9 protein-coding genes, 2 tRNA genes, 2 rRNA genes and 2 pseudogenes are annotated in these 21,002 nt (G+C 32.3%); 14 read left to right on the forward strand and 1 reads right to left on the reverse strand.

Features of this window, described 5'->3' with window-relative positions; all coding sequences use genetic code 11:
• Positions 1–4 precede the first annotated feature (4 nt).
• From WG945_RS13260 to rrf, 4 genes are all read left to right on the forward strand, one after another.
• Positions 5–78: transfer RNA gene (locus WG945_RS13260), tRNA-Ile, on the forward strand.
• An 81-nt stretch (positions 79–159) separates the two neighbouring features.
• Positions 160–236: transfer RNA gene (locus WG945_RS13265), tRNA-Ala, on the forward strand.
• 227 nt (positions 237–463) lie between these two features.
• Positions 464–3,348 (forward strand): 23S ribosomal RNA (locus tag WG945_RS13270).
• A 107-nt stretch (positions 3,349–3,455) separates the two neighbouring features.
• Positions 3,456–3,565 (forward strand): 5S ribosomal RNA (gene rrf, locus WG945_RS13275).
• 132 nt (positions 3,566–3,697) lie between these two features.
• Here rrf and WG945_RS13280 read toward each other — a convergent pair.
• The gene (locus WG945_RS13280) at positions 3,698–3,841 is read right to left on the reverse strand and encodes a hypothetical protein (RefSeq protein WP_157603719.1); all 144 of its coding nucleotides are present in this window, start codon (positions 3,839–3,841) and stop codon (positions 3,698–3,700) included.
• A gap of 583 nt (positions 3,842–4,424) precedes the next feature.
• Between WG945_RS13280 and WG945_RS13285 the strand changes: the two are divergent.
• From WG945_RS13285 to WG945_RS13330, 10 genes and pseudogenes are all read left to right on the forward strand, one after another.
• Positions 4,425–6,673 (forward strand): annotated as a pseudogene (locus WG945_RS13285) (chondroitinase-B domain-containing protein).
• A gap of 9 nt (positions 6,674–6,682) precedes the next feature.
• Complete coding sequence (locus WG945_RS13290; protein WP_157603718.1) at positions 6,683–7,765, forward strand: T9SS type A sorting domain-containing protein; 1,083 nt, start codon at positions 6,683–6,685, stop codon at positions 7,763–7,765.
• Positions 7,766–8,112: 347 nt separating this feature from the next.
• Positions 8,113–8,391, forward strand: a complete 279-nt coding sequence (locus tag WG945_RS13295) for a chondroitinase-B domain-containing protein (RefSeq protein WP_317039199.1) — start codon at positions 8,113–8,115, stop codon at positions 8,389–8,391.
• Between the two features lie 19 nt (positions 8,392–8,410).
• Complete coding sequence (locus WG945_RS13300) at positions 8,411–10,423, forward strand: chondroitinase-B domain-containing protein (RefSeq protein WP_317039198.1); 2,013 nt, start codon at positions 8,411–8,413, stop codon at positions 10,421–10,423.
• 438 nt (positions 10,424–10,861) lie between these two features.
• Positions 10,862–11,938 carry a T9SS type A sorting domain-containing protein gene (locus tag WG945_RS13305; RefSeq protein WP_068452217.1) on the forward strand — a complete coding sequence of 359 codons (1,077 nt, stop codon included), beginning with the start codon at positions 10,862–10,864 and terminating at the stop codon, positions 11,936–11,938.
• A gap of 312 nt (positions 11,939–12,250) precedes the next feature.
• Positions 12,251–14,437, forward strand: coding sequence for an alginate lyase family protein (locus WG945_RS13310; protein WP_082864311.1), 2,187 nt, complete (start codon positions 12,251–12,253; stop codon positions 14,435–14,437).
• A gap of 22 nt (positions 14,438–14,459) precedes the next feature.
• Positions 14,460–14,834: pseudogene (locus WG945_RS13315) on the forward strand (cupin domain-containing protein).
• Between the two features lie 158 nt (positions 14,835–14,992).
• The gene (locus WG945_RS13320) at positions 14,993–18,214 is read left to right on the forward strand and encodes a SusC/RagA family TonB-linked outer membrane protein (RefSeq protein WP_231874704.1); all 3,222 of its coding nucleotides are present in this window, start codon (positions 14,993–14,995) and stop codon (positions 18,212–18,214) included.
• Between the two features lie 6 nt (positions 18,215–18,220).
• Positions 18,221–19,792: a RagB/SusD family nutrient uptake outer membrane protein gene (locus WG945_RS13325; RefSeq protein ID WP_068452208.1), complete on the forward strand. Its 1,572-nt coding sequence runs from the start codon at positions 18,221–18,223 to the stop codon at positions 19,790–19,792.
• 13 nt (positions 19,793–19,805) lie between these two features.
• Positions 19,806–20,981: a PKD domain-containing protein gene (locus WG945_RS13330; protein ID WP_231874703.1), complete on the forward strand. Its 1,176-nt coding sequence runs from the start codon at positions 19,806–19,808 to the stop codon at positions 20,979–20,981.
• Positions 20,982–21,002: the final 21 nt, after the last annotated feature.

Consider the following 21,002-nt stretch of genomic DNA (forward strand, 5'->3'; position numbering starts at 1 on the left):
TTATAGTCTCGTAGCTCAGCTGGTTAGAGCGCTACACTGATAATGTAGAGGTCGGCAGTTCGAGTCTGCCCGGGACTACAAAAAGCAAAATACTAAGGAAATTCTGGAAGTAAGAGGATTCTACATTCATAATTTAGGATTTATTCTGAATTTCATAATGGGGGATTAGCTCAGCTGGCTAGAGCGCTTGCCTTGCACGCAAGAGGTCATCGGTTCGACTCCGATATTCTCCACCAGGCAATGCCTGGAGATGATGTATATTATCTCTAGATTATTGCAGGAGAGCACTAATGATGATTTAAATTGTCAGTGGTGACTCACCACAAGTTCATTGACATATTGGTAAAATGATATCGTAAGAATCAAATAGATAGAGAACGATTAGATTTATCTAATCAAAAATTTTTTTATAAAAATATAAAAGAGTTCATTATAGTGTGGCAACACACTGTAGCAAAAAGTACAATAAGTTAAGTAAGGGCGTATGGCGGATGCCTAGGCTCTCAGAGACGACGAAGGACGTGATAAGCTGCGAAAAGCTACGGGGAGGGGCACATACCTTTTGATCCGTAGATCTCCGAATGGGGCAACCCGTCATGTTGAAGACATGTCACCTAGCAATAGGGGTAAACCCGGTGAACTGAAACATCTAAGTAACCGGAGGAAGAGAAAACAATAGTGATTCCGTTAGTAGTGGCGAGCGAACGCGGATTAGCCCAAACCTATTTTGTTACGGCAAAATAGGGGTTGTAGGGCCACGATATTCGAAGATAAGTGAATTAGAACAGTTTGGAAAGACTGACCATAGAGGGTGATAGTCCCGTAAAAGTAAGCGAATTATAGATAGTGGTACCCTGAGTAGTGCGGGACACGAGTAATCCTGTATGAATCCACCGGGACCATCCGGTAAGGCTAAATACTCCTGAGAGACCGATAGTGAACTAGTACCGTGAGGGAAAGGTGAAAAGAACCCTAAGTAAGGGAGTGAAATAGAACCTGAAACCGTACGCCTACAAGCGGTCGGAGCAGCATTTATGTTGTGACGGCGTGCCTTTTGCATAATGAGCCTACGAGTTACTGTTTCTAGCAAGGTTAATTGATTAAGTCAAGGAGCCGTAGCGAAAGCGAGTCTGAATAGGGCGCTTTAGTTAGTAGTAGTAGACGCGAAACCGAGTGATCTACCCATGGGCAGGTTGAAGCTGTGGTAACACACAGTGGAGGACCGAACCAGTTGACGTTGAAAAGTCTTTGGATGACCTGTGGGTAGGGGTGAAAGGCCAATCAAACTCGGAAATAGCTCGTACTCCCCGAAATGCATTTAGGTGCAGCGTTGAGTAAAAGTTTTATAGAGGTAGAGCTACTGATTGGATGCGGGGGCTTCACCGCCTACCAATTCCTGACAAACTCCGAATGCTATAAAATGTTTCTCAGCAGTGAGGGCATGGGTGCTAAGGTCCATGTCCGAGAGGGAAAGAACCCAGACCATCAGCTAAGGTCCCCAAATATATGTTAAGTTGAAAAAACGAGGTGAAATTGCTTAGACAGCTAGGATGTTGGCTTGGAAGCAGCCATTCATTTAAAGAGTGCGTAACAGCTCACTAGTCGAGCGATTTTGCATGGATAATAATCGGGCATAAACATATTACCGAAGCTATGGATTAACTTTGAAATATAAGTTAGTGGTAGGGGAGCATTGTAATCAGCGTAGAAGGTGTACTGTGAGGTATGCTGGAGTGTTTACAAAAGAAAATGTAGGCATAAGTAACGATAATGGGGGCGAGAAACCCCCACACCGAAAGACTAAGGTTTCCTCAGCGATGCTAATCAGCTGAGGGTTAGTCGGGTCCTAAGGCGAATCCGAAGGGAGTAGTCGATGGATAACAGGTTAATATTCCTGTACTTCTTATAATTGCGATGGGGTGACGGAGTAATGAAAGCAGCGCGAACTGACGGAATAGTTCGTTGAAACATGTAGCTATTAGAACTGTAGGTAAATCCGCAGATTTAGGTGAAATGTGATAGTACCAAGCGTCTTCGGACAATTGGATAGTGTGCCTAAGGGCTTCCAAGAAAAACCTCTAAGCTTCAGATTATAAGAACCCGTACCGTAAACCGACACAGGTAGTTGGGATGAGAATTCTAAGGTGCTCGAGAGATTCATGGCTAAGGAACTAGGCAAAATAGACCCGTAACTTCGGGAGAAGGGTCGCCCATCTTCGGATGGGCCGCAGTGAAAAGGTCCAGGCGACTGTTTATCAAAAACACAGGGCTTTGCTAAATTGAAAGATGATGTATAAGGCCTGACACCTGCCCGGTGCTGGAAGGTTAAGTGGAGGGTTTAGCTTCGGCGAAGATCTGAAATGAAGCCCCAGTAAACGGCGGCCGTAACTATAACGGTCCTAAGGTAGCGAAATTCCTTGTCGGGTAAGTTCCGACCTGCACGAATGGTGCAACGATCTGGACACTGTCTCAGCCATGAGCTCGGTGAAATTGTAGTATCGGTGAAGATGCCGATTACCCGCAGCGGGACGAAAAGACCCCGTGAACCTTTACTATAGCTTAGTATTGGCTTTGGATAAGTAATGTGTAGGATAGGTGGGAGACATCGAAGCAGCGTCGCTAGGCGTTGTGGAGTCGTCCTTGAAATACCACCCTTTGCTTATCTAGAGTCTAACTCAGAGATGAGGACAGTGCTTGGTGGGTAGTTTGACTGGGGTGGTCGCCTCCAAAAGAGTAACGGAGGCTTCTAAAGGTACCCTCAGTACGCTTGGTAACCGTACGTAGAGTGCAATGGCATAAGGGTGCTTGACTGAGAGACATACAGGTCGATCAGGTTGGAAACAAGAGCATAGTGATCCGGTGGTTCCGCATGGAAGGGCCATCGCTCAAAGGATAAAAGGTACTCCGGGGATAACAGGCTGATCTCCCCCAAGAGCTCATATCGACGGGGGGGTTTGGCACCTCGATGTCGGCTCGTCACATCCTGGGGCTGGAGAAGGTCCCAAGGGTTGGGCTGTTCGCCCATTAAAGTGGCACGCGAGCTGGGTTCAGAACGTCGTGAGACAGTTCGGTCTCTATCTGCTGTGGGCGTTAGAAATTTGCGTGGATCTGACTCTAGTACGAGAGGACCGAGTTGGACTGACCTCTAGTGTACCTGTTGTTTCGCCAGAAGCATAGCAGGGTAGCTACGTCGGGAAGGGATAAGCGCTGAAAGCATATAAGCGCGAAACCCACCACAAGATGAGATTTCTTTAAAGGGTCGTTGGAGATTACAACGTTGATAGGTCATAGGTGTAAAGGCAGTAATGTCATAGCCAAGTGATACTAATAACCCATAGACTTATGTACGCTTCCCGCCGAAAGGCGGGAGCATAGACTCTTTATTTATTAGACGATTTAGATATTATTTTACCATATGTTAACTTATACAGTTAAATAAATTTAGCTGAAAATTTTAGGGTGGTTATAGCATTGGGGCTCACCTCTTCCCATCTCGAACAGAGAAGTTAAGCCCAATCGCGCCGATGGTACTGCATTTATGTGGGAGAGTAGGTCGCCGCCTTTCTTTAATCTTGAGAAATCAAGATCCTAAACCTCAATTCTTATGAATTGAGGTTTTTTTTTGCTCTAAATTTAAATGGTTTATTTGTATTAGACATACTGCAAAAAGGTATCATTAATTTCTGCTGTTTTTACCTTATAATCTTACTTGGACTGGGGTTATTGTTAGTTGTATTGGTATTATTTGGTTGTAATTACTTCCTTTTTGTCTTCGCAATACATCATCCATAGTATTGGATAGAAAAGAAGGAATTCTAGTATTTAATTTCAATTTTTGCATTAATATGCTTAAAAGTTTATTAGAGGTAATCATTCCAAAATATTTAAGGTTAAATATTTTGGAACTATTTAGCTATTTTAACATCCTTTAGAAAATGTTAAGGATTTATTATAAAAGTTGTAAACGTTTTTCATCTTATCTTTTTACTTATATTTATTTTTTTAATATCAACTTGCGTACTTTCTTTATGAAGAAGAGTTGTTTTGAAATAGAAGTAACTATTATATCTTTTTAATTCATTAATACCGCATATTTCATTTGATTGATAAAATTAAATTTCATTTGATTTTTTTAAATTTCTGATTCTCCTTTCCATTTTTTTTTATTTAATAAAAATACGTATATTTGGTTAGCTAAATTGGTTTACCAATTTTAAACAAGACATCAAAACTTGTTAAAAAAAAGTGGTTCCCTTTTTGATTATAACTATATTAATTATAATTTCTATTTATGAAAAAGTTAGTCTTATTCTTTATATTCATCTTATCATTCACTAATATTAATCTCCATGCTCAGGAAGTTTTAGTTTCTAATATTACTAGAATATAATACCACGATTAAATCGGCTAAACCAGGTGATATAATTGTTTTAAAAAATGGAGTTTGGGAAGATGTAGAATTGAATGCTTACGGAAAAGGAGAAGAAGGAAATCCAATTCTGATAAAAGCTGAAACTCCAGGAGAAGTAATAATTACAGGTAATTCTACTTTAAATATTTATGGGGAATTTATAATTGTAAGTGGTTTGTGGTTTAAAGATGGTAATACAACCTATAAATCTGTTGTTCAATTTAGAAAAGATTCTAAAATATTCGCTAATAACTGTCGCTTAACAAATTCTACAATTTCTTACTTTAATTCTAAAGAAAATTTAAAAGACCATTGGGTAGATATTTGGGGTAAAAATAACCGAGTAGATCATAATAATTTTACAGGTAAAATAAGTGAAGGAACTACGTTGGTTGTTTGGCTTAAAGGTGAAGAGCATGTAGAAAATAATCATAGAATTGATAATAATTTTTTTGGAACAAGACCTGATTTAGGTAAAAACGGAGGTGAAACAATTAGAATAGGTACGAGTACTAACTCTAAAAAATCTTCTAAGACATTGGTAGAAAGAAATGTCTTTGCCAATTGTGATGGTGAAATAGAGATTATTTCTAATAAATCTGGCGATAACATTTATAGAGATAATTTATTTATAGGTAGTCAAGGTGCATTAACCTTAAGACATGGTGATAATGCTTTAGTAGAACGAAATGTTTTTCAGGAAATGGAGTTTCTAAAACTGGTGGAGTTAGAGTTATTAATTCTAATCATATTATTAGAAATAATTTTTTTGTAGGTCTTTTGGGAGATGGATATAGAGGTCCAATTGTATTGATGAATGGAGTGCTTAATTCTCCTTTAAATCGATATGAACAAGTAAAGAATGTAGATATTCAGAATAATACAATTATTAACTCAGGGCCAATATCCTTTGGAGAAGGTAAAGATGAAGAAAAAACATTGGCACCTATAAACACTAATTTTTCAAATAATTTAATATTTAATGATAAGCCAGGTGAGAACATTTTATTTATAGATGATGTTTCTGGAATTACTTTTAACAATAACTATTTAGATGCGATTACACCCCAAGTTATAAATGGTTTTGATGTAACAAAAATCTCGTGGAAAGAAATAGGTTCTTTTCCTATACCAACGGCAAGTAATAAGGATTTATTAGTTGTAACTAAAAATAGTAACAGTTTTGAAAAAGATATTAATAATAGTATAAGAGAGGTTTTTAATGCTGGATCATTTAATCTAGATGCAAATAATTTACCTAGAGCTCTAAAACTAAGATCAGGTCCTGGGTGGACTCCTGCTATTGTAGCGCCTATTATAAAAGCAGAAGAAACTACAGTTGAACCTGGTTTAGAAACTTTAAGAAAAGCAATTGATAAAGCTTCTCCTGGATCTGTTTTAAATTTAAAAACAGGAGAATATCTACTTGAAAAATCAATTAAAGTATCAAAAAATATTACAATTCTTGGTGATAAAGGTGGTGCTACTATTATCACGGCATCAAAAAATTTAGAAAAACCAATTAGCTATTTATTTAGAGTTAATGAAGGTGTTTCTTTAAATATTAGTAATGCAGTTTTGGATGGTGAAAATTCTAATCTTAAATATGCTATTGTTTCTCCAGATATAAAAGAAGGTGGACTTTATAATTTATTTGTAGATAATATAATATTTCAAAACTTTACAAATAAAAATGGAGGTAGTGTTTTTAAAGCCTATAATGGTACAAAAGCAGATACCTTAAGTTTTGTAAATTCAAGATTTGAAAATAATTATAGAGGTTTAAATTTATCTTACGATAAAGATATTATGGAGCAATACAATGCAAATAATATTATTATTGATAACACTGTTTTTAAAAATATAGAAGAATCAGCAATTAATTATTTTAGAAAAACATTATCTCCAGAAATTCCTGGAGGTAATTTAATTATTAATAACTCTATCTTTAGTAATGTTTATAATGATGAAAAAGGTAAAATGATTAGAGCAGAAGGAATTGGTCATGTACTTATTTCTAACTCTATTTTCGAAGATAGTTATAAAGTTATAACACCGGTTTCTTTAAAAGGTTCTAATAATAGGATTGTTAATTGCTTAATTCATAACAGTGGTTTTGTTAAAACAAGTGAAAACGCTAAAAAGGAAAATTTAATTTATAAAAATCCTAAATGGGAAGATAATGCACTTTTTATTCCAAGTGATAAATCTCCACTTTTAAAAGCAAATAATGATATTGATAACATTGGTTTAAAGCATTAAATTCATTTTATGATGTATAAAAAAAAATATTTTTCGATAATTATTTGTATTATTTTATTCTCACAATCAATATCTAGTCAGGTTGTATTGCGTGCAGACGGTCCTGGAAATACTTATGAGTTGATAAACGCTATTTTAGCCAATCCCAATAGGAGTGTTGTAGAGACACCTGATTGTAATCATACAGATTTTGGTAACCATATAGACGAAGTTTTTGATTCGGAATTAAACATAAATGTTTTTCGTTTTCACATTCATGTAACACCCGATAATGATCGTTGTAAGAAATTTGATAGACAACGTAATGAAATAAAAACATATGCTGATTCTCCTGATAATTTAAAAGCAACGAAAGGTGAAACTGTAGAATATAAGTGGAAATTTAGGTTAAGTGATACCTTTAAACCTTCCGCTAGTTTTACGCATATTCATCAAATAAAAGCTGTTGGTGGTGCTTATGCATCTATACCAATGATTTCTTTTACTTTAAGAAAGGGTAATCCGGATAAATTAGAATTAAGGTATACAGCTACCAATGAACAAAACACTTTAAAAACTGCAAACCTAGATTTGTTTAAAGGTAATTGGGTAGAAGTAAGAGAATATATTAAATTTGATGATATAGGTAGCTATTCTGTAGAAATTAGAAACCTTTCTAATAATGAGAAAATATTTAGTTATTCTAATAGTCCATTAGATACTTGGCAAGATGGAACCGAATTTGCAAGACCAAAATGGGGTATTTATAGAAGTTTAAATAATAAACAAGATTTGCAGGATGAGATAGTAAAATATGCAGATTTTAGCATAGAAGAAATCACAGGTTTACTTTCTGTAGATGACTTAAAAGCCAAAGCAGAAAGTATTTTGTTATTTCCAAATCCATCATCTAAAGAAATTGAATTCAAAAATGTAGATTCAGATGCTTATGATGAAGTAGCATTGTTTGACAATACTGGCAGAAAATTGGATATAGAAAAGAGATTAAATAATCATAAATTAGATGTTCGTGGTTTTTCTACAGGATTGTATTTTGTTGTCTTTACAAAAGATTCAATAATAGCGAAAGTATTAAAATGCTATATTAAATAAGTATTTGTCTCTTGCAATTCTCTTTTAAAATTATATTTTCAAGTTCTGTAAGTTTCTTAATTTCGTTTTAACATATAAAACGTCAATTAATGAGTTCTTTATGAAACTATTAATTCTTCTTAAATAGTTTTATCAATTGGAAATTAGTAACTATATTTGGTAAACCAAATTGGTTTACCAAGTAGTATTCTCTCAAATAGTTTGTATTAAATAATTTAACATCTTTCTATTAGAGCTCTATTTGTTTACAGAATATTTATAATACTATTTTTAAGCAGTATAGTTTTAGAGTTAGCAGGCTCTGATATTTTTGTAACATATTATCCAAATCATATTAACTAAATAAAATGAAAAAATCACTTCTAATTATCAGTTTACTATTGCTAATTGTTTCTTGTCAGCAAAAAGTAACAAAAAGTATTATTGTAATAAATGCATCCGAACTATTAGAGGCAGCAAAAAATGCGCAAGCAGGAGATGATATTGTTGTTAAAAATGGGACATATAAAGATGTTGAAATTGTATTTCAAGGAGAAGGAACAAAAGAAAATCCTATTACATTAAAAGCAGAAACTCCAGGTAAAGTTTTTATAGAAGGCGTTTCTAGTTTACAAATAGGGGGGTAGTTATTTAGAAGTAAATGGGTTGTTTTTTAGAAATGGTTACTCTCCTTTTAAAGACGTTATTGCTTTTAGAATTACAGACGATCATGTAGCAAACTATAGTAAAGTTACCAATTGTGTTATTTTAGATTATAACAATTTAGAACGCGACCAAGATAACTTATGGGTACAACTTTATGGAAGACATAACGAATTAAGTAATAGCTATATTGCTGGTAAAACAAATGGAGGTCCAACTGTTAGAGTAGATTTAAAAGGAAACCAAAGTATTAGAAATTACCATAAGATTATAAATAATCATTTTGGTCCAAGACCCAGAAAAGGTGGAGCAAGAGGAGAAACGATTCAATTAGGAAGTACTTTTACTTCAATGTCACCAAGTAATACAACTATTGCAAATAACTTATTTGAGGAGTGTAATGGAGAAGTTGAAATTATTTCAAGTAAAACGAATTTTAATATCATTAAAAATAATGTTTTTTATAAAAGTGAAGGTTCTGTGGTAACCCGTCATGGAAATTACGTTACTATTGATGGTAATTATTTTATTGGAGACGGAGTTAACAAACAATTTGGAGGGATTAGAATTGTAAATACAGGACATTGGATTATCAACAATTATTTCTACAATATTATCGGAGAAAATTTTAGAAGTCCATTAGCTGTAATGAATGGTATTCCTAAATCTCCTTTAAATAGGTACAATCAAGTTACAGATATCGTTGTTGCTTATAATACTTATGTAAATTGTAAATCTCCTTGGCAATTTGGTGTAGGAACAAATATTGCGCAAGCTGCTGTTTTACCTAAATCTGAAATTCGTTCTGCAAGAGCATTAAGATCTGTAGTAGCTAATAATGTTATTTATAATAAAGAAGGCGATAAAAATCCTATTATTGAACATGATAAAGCTGATGGTGTAAAATTTAAAAATAATATTATTAATAACCAAGGGGTAGATTTTGGAGATACAAATAGAATTAAAGCAAGTAACTTTGAGTTAGTGAAGTTAAGTGAAAGTATCTATATCCCTAAACTATCTGGTAATGAAGGTATTTATAAAGGTTTTGGTTTTGAAACGATAACTAATGATCTTTTTGGAAATGCAAGAGAAAATGCTAATTCTATAGGTGCTACTATTAATGGCGAATTAAAAGATCCAGCAATTTTAGATAAAACAAAATACGGAGCATCTTGGTATTCTAATGTAGTTGAAGCTACAACACCAAATGTTTTAGCTGTAACTAGTGCTAAAGGAGAATTAGAAGCAACTATAGCTTCTGCTAATTCTGGAGATATTATAGCTTTGAGTCCTGGTACGTATAATGTATCTGAATCTATTGTAATTAATAAAGCAATTACAATTCAATCTAAGGATAATGAAAAAGCTGAAATTGTTTTTGAAGGAGTAGAGAATACGCCTGTGTTTGAACTGAATCCTTATGGAATTTTAACTATTAAAAATATTGTACTTACTGGAAACGGTAAACAACAAGCTTTTGCAAATTTAAAGAAAAACATGTCTAATCATTTTGGGTTGACAGTTTCTGGTTGTGATATCAATAATTTCGATTATGTGTTAAAATCCTATAAACAAACATTTGCAGAAGAAATTACTTTTACAAATACTTCAATTGCTAATTGTGAAAATGGGATAGAATTGTCTGAAGAAACAAATGATAGAGGAGATTATAATACAGAATATTTAACGGTAGATAATTGTGAGTTTACAAACGTAAAACAAAATGTGATCGATTATTACAGAGGTGGTTATGATGAGTCTACAATTGGTGGAAACTTACTAGTTTCTAACAGTACTTTTACAGAGTGTGGAAGTAACGAAAAAAATGGCATGTTATTAAATCATAGAGGGATTGTAAATGTGAACATTACCAATAATGTATTTAAAAACAATAAGGTTGATTTTGTTTCTATTTTATGGGGAGCAAAAAATAATGTTGAATCTAATAATACTATAAGTAATTCAGGAGAGATTAAAACTCAAGAGAATTTAGTAATGAAGTTGATGTATTAATCAAACTTATTTTGATAAAAAAAATCCTACAAGGCTTCACGCTTTGTAGGATTTTTCATTTTAAATATAATCGATCTTAAAATGAAACTATTTTTAGTAAGACATAAATAGCTGGAAAGAATAATAATTATTAATTTATTTAATTAAAGTTACTGTTAACAAAAAAGCGATAACGTTTTACAGGAACTAAATGTATTAAATATAGTAGAATTACAATTCAATCTTTATTTATAAATAATTTATATGAAGTTAAGTGGGGGTTTAGGTCCTAAATTAATAAAGCTACTTGGTTTTGTTTTATAATAAATGTTTTTTTAACAATTTAAGTATTAAATACTTAAAATAGATTTCAAAAAACTTTGATAATTCAATTTTTATTGTATTTTTGGTAAACCAATTTGGTAAACCAATTTTTTATTCACTTTAAAAATTTATCTTATGAAAAAAACATTACTAATTAAAAACAAATCAAACACATTATTCGCTTTTTTGGTGTTTATTTTATGTGTGAATGTTGGATTGGGACAAACAAATCTTGTTCTAAATGGTACCGCTGATGACTTTAGTGTAGAAGAAATTAAAATAGACAATGTAAAAGAGGTTATTGGTAATACAGGAGATAATGCAGACGCTTGGGATATGACACCAAATAGTTCTGTAATCACTAATGCATCGGCAAATACAGCAGCAGCAGGAAGAGTATCGGGAGAAGTAGGAGTTTCAGGAGAAACGTCTGCTAGTCCTTATAAATTTGATGAAGATGACAACCCATCTGGATGGAATAATACAGAGTTAGCAGATTGGCTAGAAACAAATTGTGGTGATGGAGATGAGCAACCAGGTTCATCAGGAGATGGTAATAAATTTGCAAACCTTGGAGATAGAGGAGTGAAATTATATGAAAAATGTCGCCGCTTATATCAAAAGGTAACTGTTGAAATAGGAGCAGAATATACTTTTAAAATTGATTCACGTTCTGAAGCTGAAGGGATTAATAGCGAGATATTTATTTTAAATAATGAAATTGTTAATGAAGATGTTCTTATTGAAGGAGCTGCACGTGATGCAAATGCTGATGCTTATTTTTTAATTGAAAATGATTTTAATGCTTCAAAATCTTCAAGTGCCAACGATACATTTACAACAAATACTTTTGACTTTATAGCAACTACAACTACGGCAGTAATTTACGTAAGATCAACAGATGCTATAGATGGTAGTAATGAAGTGTTTTTTGATAATATTAGTCTTGTTAAAAAAGCTACTGCTGGTGTTGATGATGTTTTCTCTTCAAAAATTAGTATTTATCCTAACCCAGCAAATGATTTTTTACAAATATCATCAGAAGAAACAATTACAGGTATAGAGGTTTATAACTTAATAGGTAAGAAAGTTATCTCTAAATCAAAATTAATAAACAATAAAATAGATGTTTCTCATTTATCTAAGGGAGTATATGTCTTAAAAGTTATGAGTAATGATCTGGTAGGATCTAGAAAGATAATTATTGAGTAGTTTTTTGAATTATTACTTTAAAAGCCCATTTATTTAATAAATGGGCTTTTTTTTTGTCTTTCCAATACCTAATAAGAACTTAGAATAATGTGAATCGTACAAAAAGAGGCGTTTTAGGAGGTGAGTTATGTTAAATTCACTATTTTATATACTATTATTTTGTTAAAAAATTAAATAGCTATATATTTGGTACACCAATCTGGTTAACCAATTTTAATTCGATTTCTAAATATGAAAGAATTTAGCATAAAATTAGCAGCTCTTTTTTTTATGAGTTTCATTTATTTTTCCTGTAACAATACGGCATAAAGTGTGAGTGATAACTTAAAAAACGAGGGTTCACATCCTAAATTAATTTTAACAAAACAAGGTGTAGACAATATAAGAAAGCACCTAGGTACGGTACCTATTTTCGATAAAACTTTGGCAGATACAAAAGCAGAAGTAGATGCAGAAATAGAGCTAGGTATACAAGTTCCTATCCCTAAAGATTTATCTGGAGGTTATACGCATGAGCGTCACAAGAAAAACTTTATAATAATTCAAAAGGCAGGAGTTTTATTTCAAATTTTAAATGATGAAAAATATGTAAACTATGTTAAAGATATGTTGTTTGCTTATGCTAAATTATATCCAACATTACCTGTGCACCCACAAACAAGGTCGTATGCAAGAGGTAAATTGTTTTGGCAATGTTTAAATGACTCTAATTGGTTGGTGTATTCTGCACAGGCTTATGATTGTGTGTACGATTGGTTGTCTAAAGAAGAGAGAGACATCTTAGAAAAAGATTTATTTATTCCGTTTGCTAAATTTATATCCGAAGGAAATCCACAGTTTTTTAATAGAGTTCATAACCACAGTACTTGGGGTAATGTAGCTGTTGGAATGATTGCTTTGGTTATGGATAACGATGAATTGTTAGACAATGCCTTAAACGGATTAAAAACGGATAATTTAAATACAGGAATGAGAGACAATGATGGTGGTTTTATTAAGGTTGAAGGATTAAGATTAGGTTTCTTTGGTAATTTAGATGAACCTTTTTCTCCTGATGGTTATTATAATGAGGGACCTTATTACCAACGTTATGCCATGTATCCATTTTTAATTTTTGCAGAAGCATTACACAATGTTAAGCCAGAATTAAAAATATTTCAATATAAAGATGGAGTATTGTTAAAAGCTGTAGATGCTTTGTTAAACTTGTCTGATGCAGATGGAGATTTTTTTCCATTAAATGATGGTCAAAAAGGAATGTCTTATTATACAGCAGCGTTGGTTTCTGCCGTAGATATAGCTTATAAATTTGGAGGTGAAAATCCAGAGTTATTAAGCATTGCAAAAAAACAAGATAGAGTTGTTTTAGATGATACTGGTTTAGCTATTGCGTTGGGAGTGAAAGAAGGGTTAGAAAAACCTTTTACAAAAAAATCTGTTAATTTATCTGATGGTAAAAAAGGAGATGAAGGTGGAGTTGGTGTTTTAAGAAGCGACAATTTAGAATTGGTATATAAATATGCATCACATGGCTCTAGTCATGGTCATTATGATAAATTATCTTTTTCTTTATATGAAAACGGAAATGAAGTATTACAAGATTATGGGTTAGCTCGTTTTGTAAATATCGAACAAAAAGGTGGTGGTAATTATTTAAAAGAAAACCAAACATGGGCAAAACAAACGATTGCACATAATACGCTTACCGTAAATGAAGAAAGTCATTTTGAAGGTAAATTCGAGATTGGAACAAATCACCATTCAGATTTATATTTTTATGATGATAAGAATCCTAATGTACAGATATTAAGTGCTACAGAAGTAAATGCATATCCTGGTACAGAAATGCTTAGAACTTTTGCTTTAATTAAAGATGAAGACTTTCAAAGACCATTTACAATAGATCTTTTTAAAATAAAATCAGATAGTAAAAATCAGTATGATTTACCTTATTATTATTTGGGGCATATCATGAAAACTAATTTTGAATATGAAACTTATAATGAACTAAATCCTTTAGGTAAAAAGAATGGATATCAACATTTATGGAAAGAGGCTTCGGGGAAAGCTGCAGCGGACAATACGGTCTTTTCATGGAAAAATAATGAGTTATTCTATACATTAACAACTGCTTCTAATGCAAATGATGAGTTAATCTTAGCAAGAATAGGAGCAAACGACCCAGAGTATAATTTACGTAAAGAACCTTCTTTTATTGTAAGAAGAAAAAATACACAAAACATCACTTTTGCTTCTGTAATAGAATCTCACGGTAGTTATAGTTATGTTTCTGAGTTGGCTTTAAATGCATATAGTAGTATTAAAAAATTAAAAATTGTTTTAGATACAGAAGCATATACAGCTGTAGAAATTACTACAACAAAGAATACAAGCAAGATTTTTATAATTTCTAACAAAGATAATTCTAAGGATAAAAATCATAAAATTAAAATAGAAAGTAAAGAGTATAGTTGGAAAGGTGCTTATTATTACAAGTAAAAAAATAAATAAAATGAAAAAAATGAACAGATTTAGTGAAAAGTATGTCATCTCAAAAGATATGGAATGGGAAGTTCTTGGTGGAGGAGTATCAAGAAAGTTTTTAGGGTACGACAATCAAATTATGATGGTTAGTATAAAGTTTGAAGAAGGAGCGTTAGGTGCGCCACATTAACATTTTCATACGCAAGCTACTTATGTCGTTTCTGGTAAATTTGAGTTTGAAATTGACGGTGTAAAACAAATTGTAGAAGCAGGAGATGGGGTTTATATTGAACCTAATTTATTACATAGTGCAGTTTGTTTAGAAGAAGGACAACTAATTGATACATTTAGTCCTGTAAGAGAAGATTTCTTAACTGGTGATGGACCTTCTTATTTTTCAGACAAGAAATAATAAGGGAATCTCTTCGAGAAGATTTATTGAGGTAATAGACGTTATTATTACATCAAAATATAGCAGTTTTAATCTTAAAAATAGATGTAAGATTAAATGTTTTTAAAAGAAAATAACTCAAAACAATTAACTTAAAAATTAAGTTAGTATTTATTGCAATGCTTCTTTTTAGTGCAATAGGATTTGCACAAGAAATTGTTACAGTAACGGGAAATGTTATGTCTAAAACGGATGGTGAGCCTATATTGGGAGCAAACATTATCCTTGTTGGAACAACAAAAGGAACAAGCACAGATTTTGATGGTAATTATAAAATTACAGTTAAATCTGGAGATATCATTCAGTTTTCATACCTCGGTTTTAAAACCAAAACTGTAGCGTATACAAATCAAAAAACAATAGACGTAGCTCTAGACGAAGATTCTAATATTTTAGATGAAATTGTAGTTGTAGGTTATGGAAATCAAAAACAAAAAAACGTAACAAGTGCTTTAACTAAAGTTTCTGGAGAAGATCTTCAAAACCAAGCATTAGCCCGTGTAGAGGATGCTCTTAAAGGTAGAGTTGCCGGTTTAAGAATTCAAGTAACTTCTTCTGAAGCAGGTGGAGACCCAAAGATTACATTAAGAGGACCTGGTTCTGTTACTGGTTCTTCTTCTCCTTTAATTGTGGTAGATGGAGTAATTTTAGGAACAGATACAGATATTTTAGGATCTATTGATAATAATAATATTAAATCTATTAGTGTTTTAAAAGATGCATCTTCTGTTGCTATTTACGGTTCTCGTGGTGCAAATGGTGTAATTTTAGTTACTTTAAAAGAAGGTATTTCTGGTCAAACAAGATTCTCTTATAATACATTTACAGGTTATAAATATTCTGATAACAATAACAACTTTAATAAAACAATAGCACAAGAAAGAGCTAGGTTAGATGGTTTACAAGGTCAAGTTAGTGCAATATCAATAAACAGCCCAAATTATGGTAGAATTGTTGGTGATAATGCAAATGCAGATAATGGATCATATAATAGTGCTTATGCAGAATTAGAAGCAATGGAGTTTATTGCATCATTAGGTGGTGGAGAAACAAATTGGCAAGATGAAATTTTTGATGGTGGTTTTATACAAAGTCATTCTTTTGCAGCTAGAGGTGGTTCTGAGTTAACAAGTTATTCAGCATCTTTAGGTTATTTAGAAGATGATGGAATTGTTTTAAATGATGATTTTAAAAAGTACAATGCTAGAGTTAAGATTGATAGTAGATCTAAAAACAAAAAAATAAAATACGGAGCAAGCATCCGTGTAAATTATAATGATCAAAATAGAGTACCAGCAAGGTTTACAGATCCATTAAGACAAATGGGGCATGTACCATTGTATTTAAATGAAGAACATTTAAAATATGTAACAAATTTCTCTACAGATGTTGGTGTTGCTACAGATGCTGGTAAATTATTTGAAAACTTAGGTGTAGGAAGCTACGGATTTTCAAGAGCTTTTGACCATGTTTTTACTACAGACCCTAACAATCCTAGAAGTATTCTTAGAGACCCAGCTACAGGACTTCCTGTTGTTAGTGGTTTAACTTCTGGTGGATTAACTTTATCTACCACTAAAAACGTACACCCTTTAGTACATTATTTAGAAAGATCTAGAACAAAGAAAAAGTTAAGTTTAAACGCATCATCTTATATAGATTTTAAATTAGCAAAAGGTCTTAGTTTTAGACAAACTGTTTCTGGAGATTTTAGACACAGTAAAAGTAATGAAGCAGATTATTTATATGGTCAAGAAAATAGAGATCAAGAATCTTATAGATTAGAAAGAAGAGATGAGTTAAATCAATATACATTCGAATCATTACTTAAATATGATAAGAGTTATAAAAAACATAACTTTAATACCGTATTAGGATTTGAGTATATGCAAAGTGATAACTATAGACAAGAATCTGAAGCAGTTGGTTTTTCTAATGACTTTAATAATAATATTGCTATTGCAGACGGAGGAACAACATATACTGATAATGCAAGTGAAAAATTAGTTTCATTTTTTGGTAGATTAGACTATAATTATGATGAAAAATACTTGTTTCAATTATCTGTACGTAATGATGCTAGTACAAGATTTGGACCAGATTCTAAAAACGGATTTTTTCCTGCAGCTTCTTTTGGTTGGGTTATGTCTAATGAAAAATTCCTATCAGACAGTAACTTAATATCATTCTTAAAAGTAAGAGCAAGTTATGGTCTTTCTGGTTCTAACCAAATATCTAATAACATATTCGAATCTCTTTATAGATTTGAGGAGGCTTATAGTACTATTAGCTATAATGGAACAACTGGTGTAAAAGCAACAACTCTAGCAAATCAAATTTTAGGTTGGGAAAAATTAAGAGAATTTAACCCAGGTATAGATGTTACATTTGGTAGAGGTCTTTTTAGCTTAACTGTAGATTACTATATTAGAACTAGTGAAGATTTATTACTTTTTGCTCCATCAGCAGCTGCGTATGGTACAGACAATTGGTTACAAAACCTTGGAGAAGTTAAAAATGAAGGAGTAGAGTTAGAACTAAGTTCTAGACTTATTTCTAAAGAAGATTTCCGTTGGAGTGTTTCTGGTCAGTTTTCTTTAAACAGAAATGAAGTAACAAGTTTAGGTAATAACGAACAAATTATCTCTAGAATAGATCAAGATACTAGACCAACAGAATTTATTGCAAAAGTAGGACAGCCAATTACCTCTTTTTATGGATGGGTATATGATAAAGAAATTCCTTTAGAATGGGTAGACAATCCTTTTAATAGATTTAATAATGATTACGCAGATGTTTATGTAAAAGATTTAAATGGAGACGGAATTATTGATGATGATGATAGAACTGAATTAGGGAGTCCTTATCCAGATTTTGAATGGGGTTTTAATTCTGATTTCACTTTATATGATTTCGATTTTTCTTTCCAATTACAAGGATCTCATGGAGCAGAAGTTAGAGTTGCAGATTTAGATCAATTGTATTATGCAAGTGAGTCTGCTGTAAATGAAGTATCTAATTTTCCAGATAGAGATTTAACAGTTCATAGAAGATTTACTGATGACCATATACAAGATGCATCTTTTGTAGCTTTAAGAAATGTAACCTTAGGGTATACATTACCAAAATCTTTTACATCAAAATATAATGTTGATAAATTAAGATTTTATGTAGCAGGAGAAAATTTATTATTCTTTACCGCTAAAGGTTATGAAGGGTTTAACCCAGAAGCAGCTGGTCAAACATCAGATAATGCGAATACGCCTTTAACAGCAGGTTATCAAAGAGGAGATGGACCTGTGGTTAAAACAATTTCAGCAGGAATTAACTTTCAATTTTAAATAATTATGAAAAATATATATAAAAATATAATAGTTGGTTTTTCTTTCATGGCTTTATTGACAAGTTGTGAAACTGAACTAGACTTAAGTAATCCTACAGCACTATCGCTAGAAGAGTTACTACAGACAGACGATGGATTTATTGCATTATCTAATGGGATTTTAGATTCTTATCAAAAAATTCCTGCAAACGAATTCTTATTAACAGAATTAAGATCAGATAATGTTAGAGCAAATTCAGAAAACGGAAACTTTCCTGCAATTAATGCATATAATGTAGATGCAAATAATGGAGATGTTGCAACTTATTACTCTAATAACATGCATACTATTAAGCATGCAAATACTATTATTGATAATAAATTTTTAGCACCAGAAAGTCAACAATATACTGTTGGTGAAGCTTATTTTATGAGAGCTTTATGTCACTTTAACTTGGTAAGAGCATACCAAAATGTTCCCTTTATAGACAAAGTATTAGATGTTACAGAAAAGGAAGCTTTAGATTATCCTCAATTACCAGAAGCAGTAGTTTATGAGAAAATTATTGATGATTTTAAAACTTCAATAGCTTATTTAAATGATGCTAAACAAGATAGATATCGTCCTTCTAAAGGAGCTGCTATTTCTTTAGCTGCAAAAGCATATTTAAGCCAACCAAACCCTAACTATGTAGAAGCAGAACTTTTATTAGCTTCAGTAGTAGAAAATAGTGAGGCATATAATTACGATTTAATGTTTACAGAAAGAGCTGCTGGTTTATCAGACCGTGATTATTATGCAACTTTAGCTATAGACTATGGTCATGTATTCGGTAATCAGTTTTCTGGTAATTTTTCAGAATCAGAATTAGAATCAGATCCAGTACTTGATGGCGATTGGTCAAATAATGGAGGTTTAGAGATTAATGACGAAGTTATTTTTTCAATTGCTTACGATTTAGTTAGTAGTGATAATTACGCAACCAGCGATAGTGGTTTGGGAGATCAAGTAGAAACAGATTCAGAATCTCACAGTTTTGCAATGACATTACAAGGTCCTTCTAATGGTGTAAATATTGCAACTTTAGAATTCTTAGAAGTAATGAATCCAACACTACAACCAGTAAGATTTCCGGGTTCTATTTTATCTTTAGGTTACAATGCTTTTTTAGCGAATAATACAGTTGATGTTTTTAATGCAAAATATCCTACGGATGGAGAGATTGGAGATAATGATTGGATTGTTTTAAGATACGCAGACGTGTTGTTGTTATATGCAGAAGCTATTCTTGGTAATGCATATAGTACTACAGACCAAAGAGCTATAGATGCTTTTAATAAAGTAAGACTAAGAGCAGGATTAGAAGAGGTGGTTAATTTAACAAAACAGGACTTATTAGATGAGAGAAGAGTTGAGTTTGTATATGAAAACCAACGTATGTATGATTTAATAAGGTTTGGAGAAGCAGATAATGTTTTATCTAAATTTTCTACAGACAATAGTTTAAATTATACTAGTGGAAAGAAATACCTTCCATTTCCACAAAGAGAAAGAGATAATTTGCCTAATTTTTATAAACAAAATGATGGATACTAAAAAACACTCAATTATGAAAAAATATTTGTTTAACTTAAAGTATATTGTGTTAGGGACAGTGATTTCTCTAACCTCTTGTGTAAGTAATGATTTACCAGAAGTTGGTGATTTAGAAGACTTCACAAGTCCTACACCTTTCTACAACTCAACAGATATTACAACATCTGAGTTTGATTGTAATGATGTAGAATTATGGGCTAAATATGAAATTAATTTTCAAGCTGGTTCTAATTTAGCTGTAAACGGTACTCAGTACGATTGGACAGTAACACCGTCTGATGGAGTAACTTTTATTAATAAAGATTTACCAATTCTTAATCAGTCTATAGATGGAGAATTAGCAGCCGTAGTAGCATTAGAAAAAGAAATTGCTAAAATTGAATTTAAACTACCATGCGAAGAAAATCAAGATAAAAAGGATGTCTTAGAAGCTAGTATTGCAGATTTAAAAGTTCAATTACAAGCAGCTAAAGATGAAGTTTCTGATGAGGTTGCACAAAATGTTGCTGATTTAAATACACAAATTTCAGAATTACCAGCTGCTACATTACAAGATCAAGAATTAATATTTTCTTTTCCTGGTCCTGGTACTTATACTGTTGGTTTAACAGTAACAGATAATTTAGGTAAATCTGCTTATACAGAAAAGTTAATAACAGTAAGTCAAGCAGTTCCTACTATTGCTGTGCCAGAAATAGGAGAGCCAGGTTTTGATGATGGTACTTTATTTGATGGAACTGGAGATGGTAGAGATTCTTGGAGAGCGCCTAGTAGTAGTGCTTGGGGAAGTGTATTTCAGATTAATTCAAAATCTGAGTTAGGTGTATTGCCTTCTGGCTTGCAAGCAGCTAAATTTCCTGCAGATGGAACTAGAGTAGGTTATCAAGAAATAGAAGTTACTCCTGGAGCAACTTATGTGTTAACATATTTTAGTGAATTAGATCCTAATAATGTTGGAGACGTAACTGTTTCCTTAATCAGTCCAAATGCAACATCACTTGCAGAATCAAAATTAGAAGCTAACATTATTGCTTCTAGAACAGATAGCAGTGTTGGGCGTGTAGCTGATGTATTTAAAAAACATGCTATTACGTTTGAAGCAGGTCTTAATGAATCAGTAATTATTTTGCTGACTAATTCTAATACAGAATGTAGATTAGATGCTTTTGATATAATAGTTAAACAATAAAATAGATTCTAAAATTAATAT

Origin of the sequence: Polaribacter atrinae, from assembly GCF_038023995.1 — a bacterium.
GTDB lineage: Bacteria > Bacteroidota > Bacteroidia > Flavobacteriales > Flavobacteriaceae > Polaribacter > Polaribacter atrinae.

Bases quoted from the DNA above. Each gene is read 5' to 3' on its own strand.
- WG945_RS13280 (WP_157603719.1), bottom strand. From the start codon at position 3,841: ATGCAAAAATTGAAATTAAATACTAGAATTCCTTCTTTTCTATCCAAT.
- WG945_RS13330 (WP_231874703.1), top strand. From the start codon at position 19,806: ATGAAAAAATATTTGTTTAACTTAAAGTATATTGTGTTAGGGACAGTG.
- WG945_RS13305 (WP_068452217.1), top strand. From the start codon at position 10,862: ATGAAAAAAACATTACTAATTAAAAACAAATCAAACACATTATTCGCT.
- WG945_RS13325 (WP_068452208.1), top strand. From the start codon at position 18,221: ATGAAAAATATATATAAAAATATAATAGTTGGTTTTTCTTTCATGGCT.
- WG945_RS13295 (WP_317039199.1), top strand. From the start codon at position 8,113: ATGAAAAAATCACTTCTAATTATCAGTTTACTATTGCTAATTGTTTCT.
- WG945_RS13320 (WP_231874704.1), top strand. From the start codon at position 14,993: ATGCTTCTTTTTAGTGCAATAGGATTTGCACAAGAAATTGTTACAGTA.
- WG945_RS13290 (WP_157603718.1), top strand. From the start codon at position 6,683: ATGATGTATAAAAAAAAATATTTTTCGATAATTATTTGTATTATTTTA.